Genomic DNA, 14779 nt, shown 5'->3' on the forward strand with positions numbered 1-14779 from the left:
GAAGAGCTTGACGCTCCTCATAGCCACGCAACACATATTTCGCCAGGCTGCGCCTACGGACAAGCCCAGGTATCCGTCGTGAAATACGAGGCGGGATAGATCCGGGCTTCGGTCACCTCCAGAACCTCGTCCTCGTCATACCTGTTGACGTATTCCCAAACGATCCTGCGATCCGCATCGGTCTCAAAGACGCGGCCCGCCTGGAACTCGGTTATCAGGTACCCGCCGTCGCCAGTGATCTCATGCTTGCCCCTAACGACCGTGCCGAACTCTTCGCCGTCGCGGTCACCGAATACGACCGACGTCGCTCCTTTTGACGGGTCCACTTTCAGGATATTGCCAACCAGCGGGGCATCCAGATCGATCGAGTTATCTGGACGGTAATCCAGCTGATAGGTATTGTTGTTGAATACCGAGAAGGTGCCATCCGCATCGAACTCGGGATCGTGCTGGCGCCGCCACGGACCGGTCTGATGCCATTTCACCTTCCAGGTATCCGGATCGACGACGAACAGAAGGTTGTAGGTCCGAAGCGACAGCAGCAGATCGCCGGCCTCGAACTCCGGAAAACTGTCGGCATACGCTGCGGGAAGTTCTTCAATCTTGTTTACGTGGACGAGCTCGACGTCGCGGCGGGCTCCGTGGCCAAAACTGTAGCCTGTTGCTGTCAGCAGCGCATCGAGCCCGTTCTCGAAGAGGATCTCAGGAACGGACTTCTGGATTACAATCTCTCCGTCATCCGACACTTTCAAAACCAGGTCTTCCAGGAAGTATTTACCCGGACCCGGACGGGTCATAGGCCGGAAGTGATCATATTCCGGGGGTCTTAGATAGTGGCGTCCGGGAACCCAGAATCCGCCCCCTTCGGCCACTTCGATCGAATGATGCGTCGGATGCGCGAGTGCCCACACGACCTCTCCGCAACGCGAGAGTTTGACCGTGCCGCCATAGTCGTAGTTGAAGACGACCGATCCATCCGGAAGGATGAGCGCTCCGTGTGTGTCGATGTTGTGGTCCGTCGCCGGCGGATTCTCGATGTGGGAGGTGTCAGGGAAATGTTCGGAAAACCGAACCGGCCATCGTGCCATCAGCGTTCCGTCGCGCTGTATGAGCCGTAATTCGTTGTCGTCGCCAAAAAAACCGGAAATGAGGATCAGGCTTCCATCATTCGGACGTTCGTTGACGGTAACCTCACTTCCCGGGTTTCGTGCAGGTTGCAGAAAATGAATCGGTCGGCCACCAGGCACCCAGTTCTCGCGCTCATCAAAAACCAGAAACATGTTGTCTTGGAATTGTTTGGCCGATCTGTAGGCGAAGTTCTTTTTCACACCCGAATACATCCCGGCCCCGAAGGCCAGGCCGACGACCAGCAGCGGTAGCGCTACGAAAAACGCGATCTTGTCCAGATGCTTCAACATGGTTTCCTCATCATGCCGGGGCCCAGACGCGGGTACTGGAATTCCTTGATCAGGCTGGCCGTGTCATTGGCGCCGGAAATCGCGTTCCAGACCTTTTTGGTGTAACTGTGGAAGAAATGCATATCGAGCCGCCCGCCAAAGCGGTTGTTCACCCATTCTTCAAAGGCGTCTTTCCGCGGTTTGGGCTGGATCTTCCATTTGATGAAGCTGCCGATAATAACTACGGGAACAATATCTTTTTTCAAATGACTAACATCCGCACTAAAACCACTGCCGTCAGGCTACAGGAGGTTACCTGAGATTCACAACAAAATCATGTTGGCGCGCAGGAAATGGAACCCGGTTCGTCCTCGCTTTTTTCTCTGAATCCATGAATGCGTGTTGGGCCACCGCCCAGAGCGCGCGATTTAATCTGACGCATGAACAGGTATGCAGACCTGGCTTTGCACCCCGGGAAAGAGCCTGAGCCCTGTGGAAAGCCAACCGCTTTCCCCTTTGATGGCAGTGCAAGTTTCGCCCTAAAATTTTGAATAATAGATATATTTCGACGCAATTAAGGGCGTCCTCATGGCTGTCGGACAGCCGAAGGCAAACCCCGGACACTTTCATGGCAGAGGCAAAATATCCGGTCCGCGTTGCCTTGATCTGAACTCTTGCGGGCGGTGTGGCCCGAATGCTCTTTGGGCATGTGCGGACAAGTCAACAATTTCACCTCACAGGGCATATTGTGTACTCTTTGGCACGAGAGCATCGGGAAATCAGGAGCGTCACGACTCGTGGCTTTGTGAATCTTGACAGGGGGCCAACGCTTCCGCCCTATTGCCCTTGAGTGTTTGGAGAAACAGAGCCACGTCAGGTCTAGGTTATAGACCGGCTAATTAGTGGCTGACTTCGTGGTTAACGAGGGAGCAATTTTATGAAGTGCGTTATTCTGGCCGGCGGCTTAGGGACTCGGCTCAGCGAGGAAACCGTACGCATACCCAAACCCATGGTCGAGATCGGCGGAGTGCAGAATAGGGCGCTAAGCTAAGCCAAGGTTTTCGGAGTGGCACGTGACAGCAGTATTGTTTAACAATCTTGATGATTCCGCTCCGGGCATGTTGGTGGTCGATCTTGATGGAACGCTCCTGCGCAGCGACATGCTCCATGAGAGCTTCTGGTCGGCCTTTGGTCGGGACTGGCGCAGCCCGTTCCTCTCCGTTGCGGCGCTGGCTGGTGGCCGGGCATCTCTCAAGCGCCATCTGGCCGCAGCCTCGGCAGTCGAAACCGCTACCCTTCCGTATGACGCCAAGGTGATAGCCTTTGTCGAAGCCTGGCGCGAGGCTGGAGGAAAAACGGCACTCGTCACAGCCAGTGACAGTGATTTTGCCGAAGCAATCGCTGGGCATCTGGGCATCTTTGACGAAGTCCATGGCTCTGATGGCAAACTGAACCTGAAGGGCGACCACAAAGGGCAATTCCTGACAGAGCGGTTCGGGTCGAGGGGCTTCGCCTATATGGGGGATGCCAAAGCCGATCTGCCAGTCTGGGAGCGGGCCGCCAAGGCCATCACCGTGAACGCCCCTGCCGCATTGCGCCGGGAAGCTGAGCGCGTCTGTGAAAACGTCGAACATCTCGTCACCGACGCAAAATCGGTCAAACCCTACATCAAGGCGATGCGGCCCCACCAGTGGCTGAAAAACGTGCTGGTCTTCTTGCCCATGCTGGCAGCGCATCAGCTGGACAGCCAGACCTTCCTCCTTTCATTGCTCGCCTTCGTCTGCTTCAACCTGGTGGCGTCGAGCGTCTATGTGTTGAACGACCTGCTTGATCTCGCTGCAGATCGAGCCCACCCGTACAAGAAGAACCGCCCGTTTGCTTCTGGCAGCATCCCGATTGCCCACGGCACATGGATGGCGGCGGGGCTGCTTATTCTCGGCGGCCTGCTTGCAATCAGCCTCAGCCTGTCATTCCTGCTGGGGATGGCGACCTATTATCTGTTGACCACCGCGTATTCCCTGCATCTCAAACGCAAAATCGTCATCGACATCTTCGTGCTGGCAGGCCTGTACACGACCCGGATTATTGTGGGCGGGGTCGCCACCGGTATTCCGCTGTCAGTCTGGCTACTTGCATTCTCGGTGTTTTTCTTCCTGTCGCTGGCTGCGGTCAAACGCCAAACCGAGCTCATCGACAGCACCGATCCCGGCAGCCTCAAGGCCAGCAGGCGGGGATACCACGTGGACGACCTGCCGATCATATCGATGATCGCGATCGGCTCGGGGTACGTTTCCGTGCTTGTGATGATGCTTTACGTCAATTCGCCCGCTGTGGTCGAACTTTACGCGCATCCCGAAGCCCTGTGGGGCGTCTGCGCCGTCCTGCTTTACTGGATCACCCGGGCAGTGATGGTCGCGCACCGTGGCCATATGCATGACGATCCCGTGGTTTACGCGGCAAAGGACCGCATCAGCCAGATGTGCCTGCTGATCATTCTGGGTTTTGTTGTCGGAGGGGCGCTGGCATGACGCGGCAGACGCTCATCTTGAGATACGCGGCCTTCGCCATTGTGGCGACTATTGCCAATCTTGCCACCCAGCGTTTGGTTCTGCAGTTCGGGGATACTGGTGGCCATTTCGCTGCCGCCGTGGGCGGGGGAACCATCGTTGGCCTCGTAATCAAGTATGTCCTCGACAAGCGCTGGATCTTCTACGACATTGAGACTGGCGTGAAAAATCATGGCCGGAAATTCTCGCTCTATACGTCCATGGGGCTCATCACAACGGCGATCTTCTGGGGCACCGAAACAGCGTTCTGGCTGATCTGGCAGACGGACCTGATACGCGAGTTGGGCGCAATCCTGGGGCTTTCGGTCGGCTATGTCGTGAAGTACAGGCTCGATCGGCGCTTCGTGTTCACCGATCGGCAAATGGCGGCGTCGGCATGAAGCTGTCAGGGTGGGGGCGATATCCTGTGCTGGAGGCAAAGACCCATCGGCCGCGCAGCGTGGACGCACTGCGGAGCCTGGTCCTCTCCGAGCCGACTCTCATCGCCCGTGGCAATGGTCGCGCCTATGGCGACAGCGCCATCAACACGTCCGCCACCATAGAAACGCGGCACATCAACCGAATGATCGCCTTCGATCCCGCCTCCGGTCAGCTGATCGCGGAGGCCGGAGTACTGCTTGGCGACATCATTGCCGCCTTTCTGCCCCGCGGCTGGTTCCCGATGGTCACGCCCGGGACCAAGTTCGTCACGCTGGGCGGTGCCATCGCGGCGGACATCCATGGCAAGAACCACCACAAGGACGGGAGTTTCCGATCCTGCGTCGACTGGATCGATGTTATGGGGCCGGATGGTGGAATCCGCCGTTGCTCTCCACAGGACGATGCAGCAATGTTCGACCACACTTTGGGAGGCATGGGGCTGACCGGCGTCATCCTGCGCGCCGCCATCCGTCTGCGGTCAGTCGAAACCGCCTGGATTCGCCAGACCACCATCGCTGCACCCAATCTTAAGGCTGCCATGGCCGCTTTCGAGGCAACGCAGGACGCGACCTATTCCGTGGCCTGGATCGATTCCCTCGGCACCCGCGGCAATCTCGGTCGATCCCTGGTAATGCTCGGAGAGCATGCAACCCACGGCGATCTGCCGACGGGTAAGGCGCAGGCCCCTTTCCAGACCAAGACCAAACGGAAGCTCTCGGTCCCGGTCGACTTTCCGGCCTTTGCGCTGAACAGCCTGACCGTGCGTGCCTTCAACGCCCTTTACTATTGGGCCGGCGCGCGAAAGACGGCCGAGCATCTCGTAGATTGGGACAGCTACTTCTACCCGCTCGACGCGATCCTGGGCTGGAATCGCATCTATGGCCGCAAAGGCTTTGTCCAGTTTCAATGCGCTTTGCCGCTGGACCAATCCGAGGCCGGGCTGACGGCACTCTTGGCCGAGATCGCAAAGGCCGGTTCCGGATCCTTCCTTGCGGTGTTGAAACGCTTCGGCAAGCAGGACAGCGCTTTCTCCTTTCCGATGGATGGCTACACGCTCGCGCTGGATTTTCCGGTCACGAGGAAAACCCTGGCGCTGCTGGAGCAACTGGACCAGATCACCATTGAGCACGGCGGCCGCTTTTACCTTGCGAAAGATAGTCGGATGCGCGCCGAGACGCTGCGTGCCTCAGACATCCGCGCCGCTGATTTCCGCGCCCACTGCGACAGCCATGGGTACACAAGCCGGTTCAGATCGGCCCAATCCGAAAGGCTGGCCCTATGACAAAACCTCCCGTGCTCATCCTCGGCGCTCGATCCGACATCGGCAAGGCAGTCGCCCACAAGTTTGCCTCGCTTGGCCATCCCGTCCAATTGGCTGCCCGCAACGCCTCTGCCCTCGAAGCCGACAAGACCGATATGGAGTTGCGCCACGAGGTTTCGGTGACCCTGCACGAATTCGATGCACTGGCGACTGAAACCCACGAAGCCTTTGTCGCGGCGCTTCCACAGCTGCCCCAGGTCGCGGTCTGTGTCGTCGGCCTTATGGGCCAACAAGCGGAAAACGAGCGCGATATCCAGGCGGCTTGCCGTGTGATGCGCAGCAATTACGAAGGCCCGGCGAGCATCCTTGCGGTCCTTGCCAACAGCTTCGAGGCGCGCGGCAGCGGCACCCTCGTTGGCATCAGTTCGGTCGCAGGGGACCGTGGTCGGGCGACGAACTACGTTTATGGCTCAGCAAAGGCAGGCTTCACAGCCTTCTTGTCAGGTCTGAGAAATCGTCTCGCCAAACGCGGGGTTCATGTCTTGACGGTCCTTCCGGGCTTTGTCTCGACGCAAATGACCGAAGGTATGGACCTGCCGGCCAAGCTGACCGCTGAACCAGACGAGGTCGCGGATGCCATCGCACGTGCTGTCGCAGGCCGGAAGGACGTGATCTATTTTCGCCCGATCTGGCGGCTGATTATGCTGATCATCCGGAATATTCCCGAGCGGGTTTTCAAGAAGCTGAGGATATGACGATGCGCGAAGAAGCAAGAGCCGAGGCGTTACGCACGTTCCAAAAATTCGTCCCGTGGCTGCTAATTGTTGGGGGTCTATTAATTGCCGCCTTTCGCTCAGCGCGCTTCGGCGGCTATTTCCCGGACGATGCCTACATAACGATCCGCTTTGCCGAACACCTCAGTCAAGGCCTGGGGATCGTTTGGAATGTTGACGGACCTCCAGTGGAAGGCTCCACTTCTTTCCTGCAGACATTGCTCTACGCGGCGGCCTTCAAACTCGGCCTGTCCTTGGCCGCCAGTTTTTATGTCATGAACACCCTTGTCCTCGCGTCCCTGGTCGCCATCCTTTACCTCACGATCAGAAACCTAACCGGCCGCTTTGACGTGGCGGCTGCGCTTCCGCTCGCGATGTTCTTTTCCGGCGTGGCCTTCTCTGTTCACTTGAACTCGGGGATGGAGACGCTGATTTTTCTGACCCTGATTTCCGCCAGCTTCCTGACCAGCTTGATCTTGCTAAATCGCCGGACCTGGACCGCAGCTTTGGGGCTGGCGGTGGTGAATTTCTTTTGTCTCTTGTGCCGACCGGATGCGGCTCTCTTCATCATGGGCCAAGGGCTTGTTTTGGGCATCGTTGCGCTGCGGGCCTGGCTGACGCAGGCGAACACACTCTTCATTCGGCAACTTGCCGTCTCGTTTGTGGTGCTGGTCGCAATGGGGCTGACCTTCCTGGCATGGAAGTACAGCTATTTCGGATATGTCCTGCCCAACTCCTTCTATGTGAAGTCATCGGATCCTCTGGCGTTTAACGGAATTCAACCGGTCGCGAGATTCCTCAACGATATGCTTTGGCGCATAGGGCTGCTGGTCCCGTTGCTGATATTCGTCGATTGGCGTTTTCGGGGCGACCACGGCAATCAAGGGCCCGCTCGCGTCGCGCTGCTCGTCGTTCCTGTTGCAGTCTTTCTGACATACTACACGACCACGCTTCATCTCGTGGGCTTCTTCAATCGGTTCGAATACCCCATGGCCGTGTTCTTCTGGATCGGGCTGGGTTGGCTGCTCTCCTCGGGTCGTTCCACCGAGCGGCTGCAAGAGTTTGCCGGACGAGCATTAGGATCAGCGGGCGGGCGGGTTCTGGTTGCAGGGGTGGCACTCTGTGCTTTGGCGGTTCAATTTGAATTCGACCGCTCGCGTCATCGGAAGTGGTTCAGCGGGATTCAGACACTGCACTATGAGCCGATTGCCGATGCGCTCACGCGCTCCGAGGCGGGGCCCGACGGGACGCTTGTCTTCGATTCGGCCGGTTACATTCCGTATGCTAGCGGGTTCTCGCTGATCGATCCGGTCGGGCTGACGGACAACGTATTGTCCGGGCGCGAGCCGATTACGCCGACGGAGCGTGAACAGTATATCTGGGGGTCCGATCCGGACGTCTATCTCGGCCCGGTGCCGGCGGCTAGCGCGGGTGCGGAGAGTGGCCGCGACGACCCGCTGGTGCAGTCCGAATACGTGCAGAAGATCCTGCTGCAGCCGGTGATCTTTGCCGGATACGACCGCTTCATGGGCAAGATGACCTACGACGAACGGCTCGAGATGTTACACATCCGGATGCGCGAGCTGCGCGATCGCTGGATTGCGGTCGGAGAAATCCCCTATCCTTACCCCTCCCCGGAGGAGTACACGCATTTCCTTTATGTGCGTCGGGACTCTCCTCACGCTGACAGGCTGGTGGACGAACTCAGGCGGGTTACCACCCGTCCGATTGAAAACATCGACTTTGACAACCTTCTGGATGGGCAGCGTCGGCATAACCAGCAAAGTCTGCGGCTGCTTGCGCAAGAGCGTTGATGCTGTGCGCGACGGGTGCAAGCAATGCCCGGCGCAATTTCGCAAATGTCGAAAACCAACACGCTGCCGAATAAGCCCTTCGCCTATTCGGCAGCCCTCAGATAGATAACCTCGCGTCCGGGGAAGGCCGCGATTACGGCTGCGTTCTGTTCTGGCCCCAGATCGCGCAGGAAAATTGGCTGACCTGACGGCAGGAACGGATCGTTGAGATAAAGCGCAGACCCGATTTCCCCTGTCGTAGAGACAAAGACCAGCGCATGGCCCAGACCTGCGGCCTGAGCCTGCCGTCTGATGTCACCGGTATAGCCGCCGTATCCGCTGTATTTCGACACACCCCGCCATGAGGTGAAACTGACAACCGATACCGCACAAAGCAGCAGGACGACGCAGCGCAGGCGGCCCCAGTATTGTTCGGGCAACCGGTTGTTGATCGCCTCAATACCTGCGGCCGAGAGAACCAGGATTGGCAGCAAGGCCGTATGCCAATAGCGCGGCCCGACATAGAACGTGCCCGTGAACCAGTAGAAGAACAGCACCCCCACAAGCGCCACAAAAACCACCAGCATTGCCTGGTCAAACCCGGTCAGCCGTTCGCGCCAGATAAAGACAATCCAGAGCGGCACCAGCGAACCGAATGTCCAGCCCAGAAGCTCAAGATTGAGCGATGCGATACTGTTGAACAGGTTGAGCAGACCTTCGGCGGGGCTGTGACCGACCCAGATGTCAAGCGAACCCCAGCTTTTGGCGGGCGGTCCCACTTGCGCCCCAAATCCGAACGCATTCTTCGTGTCGGGCCACAACCGGCTCAGATAATCGGATTGCGGGGTCAGCAGCGCATCACCGGTGATCCCGTAGTTGAACAGGAACAGAGCTGATCCGGCCAGGATACCGCCCACCGCGCAGGCCAGAACCTGACCAAAGCCAGCGGGCAGTCGCCGCAGCAACCACAGGCCCGTCAATCCGCCTACAATCAGCGCATCCAGCGGCCGGGTGACAAAACTCCACCCCAGCGCCAGTCCGGCGACAAAGGCCAGTATCACCGCGTTGCGGGTTGAACCCCCTCCGGCCCGGATCAGACACCACCAGGCCAGAAGCACCGTAGTCAGCATCGTGGAATGCGTCATCAGCGAGGCCCCTGTGGCCAACATCCAAGGCGAAGTCGCCATGAGCAGAGCAACCAGGTCCGCGCGCTCTCGGCTGACGGCACGACGGACGATGTCATGAGCCAACCAGACAGATATGCCGGTCAGGATTGGGTTAACCAACCAGGGCACCCCGGCCAGAACACCCAGACTCAGAACGACACCCCAACCCTGTGCCGGAACACCAAGCCACCTATCGCCAACGACGTCGAAAAGGTAATATTCCAATGCAGGCTGCGCCGCTTCGGGCGGGGCCGGAGCCCAGAGCGCCCAGGCCGCAAAGGTGCGGGCCTGAAAGAGATAGGCCAGTTCATCCTGAACATGCGGGACTCGGTCAAACGCCGTCCAAGCCAGTACAGCACTGACCAACGCCGCAAACACCGCCAGAGCACCAACCGGAATGCGAGGTACGCGGTCCGGTCCCGCCACAGCGAAAATGGCTACCAGCGTGGCCATTTGGATAAGAGACAGCGCACCCCCCACGCCAATCTGCAGCCCAAAAGCCACATGATGACCATAGGCCACATAAGGCGTCGCCGAGAGACAGAAGACCCCAACCAGAACCATCAGCAGAAACAGGCGAAAAATTCCTGCGCCGGCAACAAGGCCACGGATCATTTCCCGCCCGGCAGGTCGCATCAGGACGAAACCTGTCAACACCGCCTGCGCTGCCAGTATCGCCAGCATGATCAAGTTTTCGGGCGGATCGGGCGAGATCTCAAGCCGTGGAAACCAAAGCGGCTGTGTCAGCCACAACCGGGCCGAGCTGCCCAAAAGAATGGCCGCGCCCAAAAGGCCAAAAAGAAACTTCCCACGCACCCAGAAAATCCCCAGCAAAAGCGCAGCTGAGGCAGACATGATCGCAAACCACACACGCAACTCGGGCAGGGTGGCATTGGTGGCGGATGTATCTGCCGCCCAGACAGAGCTGGCAGACAAAACCAACACAAGCGCAAGACAGCATCGCTGCGCCCGGCCTGAAAGGGTCATCATGCCAGGTGCTCTTCTCGGGTCAGGGCCGGATCCAGCGCGGGGCCTTCGATATTGATGCGTTCCTGTTCGGTCACGATAGGTCCGCCGCGCACCTGATTGTGGATCGAGGTGATGTATTCCCCCAGCATTCCGATGAACAGCATCTGAATACCCGACAGGAAGAACAGGGATACGATGATGGTCGTTGTCCCGCGGGGCGCTTGATCGGGATTGATGAAAAACAGCACCACGGAAAAGAGCGAAAACAGAATACAGGCAATCGCGATCACCAGCCCGCTGATCGTGCAGAAGCGCATCGGAGCCCGCGTAAAGGAAAAGATCGCATTCAATGCCTGATCGATCAGCGCCATCAGGCTGTGTTTTGACAACCCCTTTGCCCGAGCCTTCCAGACATAGGGTTTGATGATCCGGCGAAAGCCACAGCTTGCGATGATGCCGCGGATGTAAGGATAATGATCCTTGTGCGCCAGCACCGCCTTGAGAACCTTACGGTCAATCAGCTGAAACTCTCCGACCGAAGGCTCCAGCCAGACATCCGACAGCCCGTTCACGATCCGATAGAACAGCCCGCGCGCATTGCGCATCACGAAACCTTCTTCGCGGGCACTGCGCGCGCCCGCCACCACGTCATATCCGTTTTCCCATAATTCGACGAATTCCGGGATCAGTTCGGGCGGGTCCTGTAGATCAACCGGCAACATGACGACAACCCCGTCACCGGTCGCATAGCGCAATCCGTTGAAGGTTGACCGGAAAACCCCAAAATTGCGGGCGTTGACCACGACCTTCACGTCCGGATCCTTTTCTGCAATCCCACGGAGGATTTCCACGGTCCGGTCAGTCGAAGCATTGTCGATGAAGATATGCTCGCGCTTGTAGCCCGGCAGTTCCTTGTCGAAAATCGACTTTACGGTCTCATAGCAGTTCGCCACGTTGTCTTCTTCATTGAAGCACGGCGAGACAATGGAAATTGTTTTCATAACTTTATTTAACATCAAAAAGCACCGCTTACCCCACCAACACTCGGGTATAGTCACACCATCCCGCGAAGTCCGGGATTCGCACAACACCTAACCTGCAGAAATATCGCACAATACCCCATGCCAGCCGTCAAACAGACGGCCAAATCCATTCACATCCGGCAACGAAATCTTACAACTATTGTTTCCCATGCAATTACTCCGTTTAGTATGCTTAGGAATTGTAAACCGGCAGCAATTTAGATGAACCGCAAGGCCCGCAACACACTCTTTAAACTGCACACTTGGCTGGGCCTGCATCTGTCGCTGTTTTTTACGTTCATGTTTCTGACAGGCACGTTGCTTGTCGCCGGTTTCGAGCTGGAATCAGTCGGTCGTCCAGAAATCTGGACCACCATCGCCAAAGATGACCGCACCGCCAGCTTCGGCCTGATTTATGACAGCATCAAAGAAACTCACCCCGAGAGCAAAATTTCTCTGACAATCAGACGCCCGGCCCCATGGTTCGCGGACCGCACATTTGTCCGCATGGGCTGGGGGGAAAAGGTAAGCTTGTGGACAGACCCCGAAAACGGCGCGATCGTCGGTGAAACGCGACCCAAGGGGTTTCGCAACATCCTGCGCGATTTGCATGACACATTCCTGACCCAGCAACGGATCGTCTTTCTGCTGATTTGTGCCACGTCGGTCCTGCTGCTGTTTCAGGTTGTCAGTGGGCTCATCACCTATCGCAGGTTCTGGAAAGGATTGTTCCGCTGGCCCAGCAAATCGGGTGGCTACCGGTCCTGGGCTGGCGGCGCGCATCGGCTGACCGCCGTTTGGGCCGCACCACTGCTGATACTGATCTCGGTGACCAGTTTCTACTTTCTACTGGGCGGTCTGGGGCTTGAGGGCACGAAGCCGAAAGCGCAACTGCCTGTCCCACGCGAGTCGGTTCTGCCGGCCAATTTCGATTCAGCCCTCATCGATCGGGCCGAAGCGCGGGCCCGTGATGCTCTGCAGGGGTTCGAACCATCCATTATCATCTTCCCAGACAAAAAGACGGACAGCCTTCGTTTCGAAGGCCCTGTAGAGGGCGTTTCCAAAATCTTCTCGAACGCCAGTGTGGCAATCGATCCGGTGACACTGGAGGTTCTTGGCGCGTTCACGCCGAATGACATCCAGGGCTTTTCTTATTGGAAGCCCCTGATGAACAAGTTGCATTTCGGCACCTGGGGCGGCGGGTTTTCGATGGCGCTCTGGATTGTGCTCGGGCTTACAGCCACCGGTCTTGCGTTTACCGGTGCTCTGATTTTCGCCACCCGGCTGACGTCTGATACCACGCCTCGCGGTCCACTACGGCGGATTTGGCATGGCATGGGATGGACCCGGTGGGGTTATATCCTGCTGCTGGCAGGCATTCTGGTCACTGCTTTTTACCGATTTGGCCCCACGTCTCATGAGAAAACCAGGGCGATTCCGATCGACGCAGCCCCCTTGGAGGTACGGCTGGTCATAAAGACCCCTGTCGGGCATTGACCGCATAGACAGTAAATAGCGATCGCCTTCTATCCCCCGACTTCCCGTGTGCCAGTTTCGCCATGAGGTCGAACCATCGAAAACAGCAGACGCAATCTGTTGCGTTGAAACAAAACGGCCAGAAGGCCATAAACTGCGATTCCGATCACGGTACCGACGAACAGGGTCAAAACCGGTGGCCTCCCGTCGAATTGCCACACGACCCCCTGCACTGCCGCCGCCATACCCGCCGACAACAGAAGCGGCGCAACATGCGGCCACATCAACTTCGGGCCGGGCACCCCCACGATATGCCCCAAATTGGCGAACCTGAATGGCCAGCCAAGCAGAAAAACCGCCACAAAACATGCCGTTGCCAGCGGCAACCCGTAAGGAGCGGCGACTGCGATCACTATCGTTGCCAGCCCTACCTCAATCCAGGTCAGGATCGCCAGACGACCGGGACGGCCAGCAGCCAGACAGAATGTCTGCTGCACCTTTTCAGCACTCAGATACATGCCAAGCACTGACATCAGGCTCAGGACCGGAGCGGCCGGAGACCATTTCTGACCAAACAGAAGCACCAGTACCGGCTCGGACAATACCGCCAGTCCGGCAAAGGCCGGAAAGGCCAGAAACCCGGTCAGGCGCATGACATCCAGCAACAAATCCTTCGCGTGCCCGCCCCCGCGCTCGACCGCACCGAATGCAGGCTGCGCCACCATCCGAAGCGGTGTTATCAACATGAAGAACGCGACTTCGACGACACGCCAGGCAATGGCGTAATACCCCGCCTGTACCGGCCCCATCAGCGCGCCGATGATCACGACCGGCGATTGCACAGCCGTCAGCTCAGCCGCCCGCAATCCGAGGATGCGGTGGCCAAAATGCAGTATCTCCCGGAGATGCTTGCGTGACACGGACAAGCCCGGCCGCCACGAGACCGCCCCCCAAGCCATGACGATATTCGTGGCGGTCAGGGCCAATCGCTGACCGACCAGAGCCCAGACGCCGTATCCCGCCAACGCCATGCCAATGCCGACGACACCGCCAACGACCGCCCCGGCAATAGCCCGCAGGGCCAGCACGCGAAATTCCATTTTGCGCCGCAGGATTGCAACGGGAACAGCGGTTAATGCAATCATCATGACGGTGGGCGACAGCCCGACCAGCAGATCCTGCACCATATCTTCGCGGTAAAATCTCGCCACCGGACCCGCAGCCAGAAACAGCAGGGTCATCAGAACCGCACCCAGCAGCGCCAAAAGCCAGAACACCGAGTTCAGCCGGGCCGGGGTCAGTTCATCACGGATCAGCAGGATATCCGAGATCGACTCGCGCACCAGGAATTCCGAAAACAGAACAAAGGCGGCAGCCATTGCCAGCAGGCCAAAGGCCTCGGCCCCAAGCAACCGTGCAAGGATGGCAATGATAATGAAATTGAATGCCTGTTCGGCCCAGACGCCGATGGACATCCAGGCAATGCCGCTGGTGAAACGCTGCCCCAGAGGCATCACGCTCCTTCCCGCTCTTTGGTTTTTTGACGTGGCTGTTGGTCAGCCTCCATTCTCAGACCCCCTCGGACAAAAGCCCAACCATTTGGCATATCCTGCCAATGTCCCAATACCCCACCAACATCGGCCCTCACTGCAAATCTAAACTTTTTAACCATTTTGAGATCAAACCCGCATCTTTGCCCGCATAAGAGCAAATTTGGAAACATTCGCGGCGCTCTGCCCAAAGTCCAAAATGGCCGAACATATTGGAAAACCTGCCATTGCGCGGATGCACACTCATCAGAGTCGTTGAAATCATCATCCCCTTTCTGGAAAACAAGCAGAGATTATAAACAGTAGGCGCCGTACAAAACATGACGCCAGAAAGATCGAATTTGGTCAAAATTATTGTCTATGTTCAGCCTGTCCGTGTTTGAAT

At 57.9% G+C, this 14779-nt stretch carries 12 protein-coding genes and 1 pseudogene; 7 read left to right on the forward strand and 6 right to left on the reverse strand.

All coding sequences use genetic code 11. The features are described 5' to 3' along the window. Positions 1-53: 53 nt before the first annotated feature. Entirely contained in the window at positions 54-1418 is a 1365-nt protein-coding gene (locus ACR0CR_RS18140) for an arylsulfotransferase family protein (protein ID WP_480601861.1), read from the reverse strand. Continuing rightward, a complete protein-coding gene (locus ACR0CR_RS18145; protein WP_480601862.1) occupies positions 1412-1663 on the reverse strand; it encodes a hypothetical protein in 252 nt (83 codons plus the stop codon). Before ACR0CR_RS18145 ends, ACR0CR_RS18140 begins: the two co-directional genes overlap by 7 nt. A gap of 671 nt (positions 1664-2334) precedes the next feature. On the opposite strand from ACR0CR_RS18145, the pseudogene ACR0CR_RS18150 reads away from it, so the two are divergent. From ACR0CR_RS18150 to ACR0CR_RS18175, 6 genes and pseudogenes are all read left to right on the forward strand, one after another. Then, positions 2335-2424, forward strand: a pseudogene (locus ACR0CR_RS18150) (sugar phosphate nucleotidyltransferase); the annotation flags it as partial. 46 nt (positions 2425-2470) lie between these two features. Next, positions 2471-3925 (forward strand): UbiA family prenyltransferase, encoded by a 1455-nt coding sequence (locus tag ACR0CR_RS18155; protein ID WP_480601864.1) that lies wholly within the window; start codon positions 2471-2473, stop codon positions 3923-3925. Continuing rightward, positions 3922-4344: a GtrA family protein gene (locus ACR0CR_RS18160; protein WP_480601865.1), complete on the forward strand. Its 423-nt coding sequence runs from the start codon at positions 3922-3924 to the stop codon at positions 4342-4344. The genes ACR0CR_RS18155 and ACR0CR_RS18160 overlap by 4 nt, the downstream gene beginning before the upstream one ends. Beyond that, a complete protein-coding gene (locus tag ACR0CR_RS18165; protein WP_480601866.1) occupies positions 4341-5666 on the forward strand; it encodes an FAD-binding oxidoreductase in 1326 nt (441 codons plus the stop codon). Before ACR0CR_RS18160 ends, ACR0CR_RS18165 begins: the two co-directional genes overlap by 4 nt. Next, complete coding sequence (locus ACR0CR_RS18170; RefSeq protein ID WP_480601868.1) at positions 5663-6400, forward strand: SDR family oxidoreductase; 738 nt, start codon at positions 5663-5665, stop codon at positions 6398-6400. Before ACR0CR_RS18165 ends, ACR0CR_RS18170 begins: the two co-directional genes overlap by 4 nt. 2 nt (positions 6401-6402) lie before the next feature. Further along, entirely contained in the window at positions 6403-8232 is a 1830-nt protein-coding gene (locus ACR0CR_RS18175; protein ID WP_480601871.1) for a hypothetical protein, read from the forward strand. Positions 8233-8315: 83 nt separating this feature from the next. On the opposite strand, the gene ACR0CR_RS18180 is transcribed toward ACR0CR_RS18175, so the two are convergent. Next, positions 8316-10367 carry a hypothetical protein gene (locus tag ACR0CR_RS18180; RefSeq protein ID WP_480601872.1) on the reverse strand — a complete coding sequence of 684 codons (2052 nt, stop codon included), beginning with the start codon at positions 10365-10367 and terminating at the stop codon, positions 8316-8318. Continuing rightward, a complete protein-coding gene (locus tag ACR0CR_RS18185; RefSeq protein ID WP_480601873.1) occupies positions 10364-11362 on the reverse strand; it encodes a glycosyltransferase family 2 protein in 999 nt (332 codons plus the stop codon). The genes ACR0CR_RS18180 and ACR0CR_RS18185 overlap by 4 nt, the downstream gene beginning before the upstream one ends. 228 nt (positions 11363-11590) lie before the next feature. On the opposite strand from ACR0CR_RS18185, the gene ACR0CR_RS18190 reads away from it, so the two are divergent. After that, a complete protein-coding gene (locus ACR0CR_RS18190) occupies positions 11591-12865 on the forward strand; it encodes a PepSY-associated TM helix domain-containing protein (protein WP_480601875.1) in 1275 nt (424 codons plus the stop codon). Positions 12866-12894: 29 nt separating this feature from the next. On the opposite strand, the gene ACR0CR_RS18195 is transcribed toward ACR0CR_RS18190, so the two are convergent. Both ACR0CR_RS18195 and ACR0CR_RS18200 read right to left on the reverse strand, forming a co-directional pair. After that, entirely contained in the window at positions 12895-14358 is a 1464-nt protein-coding gene (locus ACR0CR_RS18195; RefSeq protein ID WP_480601877.1) for a lipopolysaccharide biosynthesis protein, read from the reverse strand. A gap of 130 nt (positions 14359-14488) precedes the next feature. After that, complete coding sequence (locus tag ACR0CR_RS18200) at positions 14489-14743, reverse strand: hypothetical protein (RefSeq protein WP_480601879.1); 255 nt, start codon at positions 14741-14743, stop codon at positions 14489-14491. Positions 14744-14779: the final 36 nt, after the last annotated feature.

It is taken from the genome of Ruegeria sp. AM2, from assembly GCF_056540685.1.

What these genes read in the sequence shown, in the direction of transcription:
- ACR0CR_RS18140 (WP_480601861.1), bottom strand. Translation starts at nt 1,418, where the DNA reads ATGTTGAAGCATCTGGACAAGATCGCGTTTTTCGTAGCGCTACCGCTG.
- ACR0CR_RS18160 (WP_480601865.1), top strand. Translation starts at nt 3,922, where the DNA reads ATGACGCGGCAGACGCTCATCTTGAGATACGCGGCCTTCGCCATTGTG.
- ACR0CR_RS18165 (WP_480601866.1), top strand. Translation starts at nt 4,341, where the DNA reads ATGAAGCTGTCAGGGTGGGGGCGATATCCTGTGCTGGAGGCAAAGACC.
- ACR0CR_RS18170 (WP_480601868.1), top strand. Translation starts at nt 5,663, where the DNA reads ATGACAAAACCTCCCGTGCTCATCCTCGGCGCTCGATCCGACATCGGC.
- ACR0CR_RS18175 (WP_480601871.1), top strand. Translation starts at nt 6,403, where the DNA reads ATGCGCGAAGAAGCAAGAGCCGAGGCGTTACGCACGTTCCAAAAATTC.
- ACR0CR_RS18180 (WP_480601872.1), bottom strand. Translation starts at nt 10,367, where the DNA reads ATGATGACCCTTTCAGGCCGGGCGCAGCGATGCTGTCTTGCGCTTGTG.
- ACR0CR_RS18185 (WP_480601873.1), bottom strand. Translation starts at nt 11,362, where the DNA reads ATGTTAAATAAAGTTATGAAAACAATTTCCATTGTCTCGCCGTGCTTC.
- ACR0CR_RS18190 (WP_480601875.1), top strand. Translation starts at nt 11,591, where the DNA reads ATGAACCGCAAGGCCCGCAACACACTCTTTAAACTGCACACTTGGCTG.
- ACR0CR_RS18195 (WP_480601877.1), bottom strand. Translation starts at nt 14,358, where the DNA reads ATGCCTCTGGGGCAGCGTTTCACCAGCGGCATTGCCTGGATGTCCATC.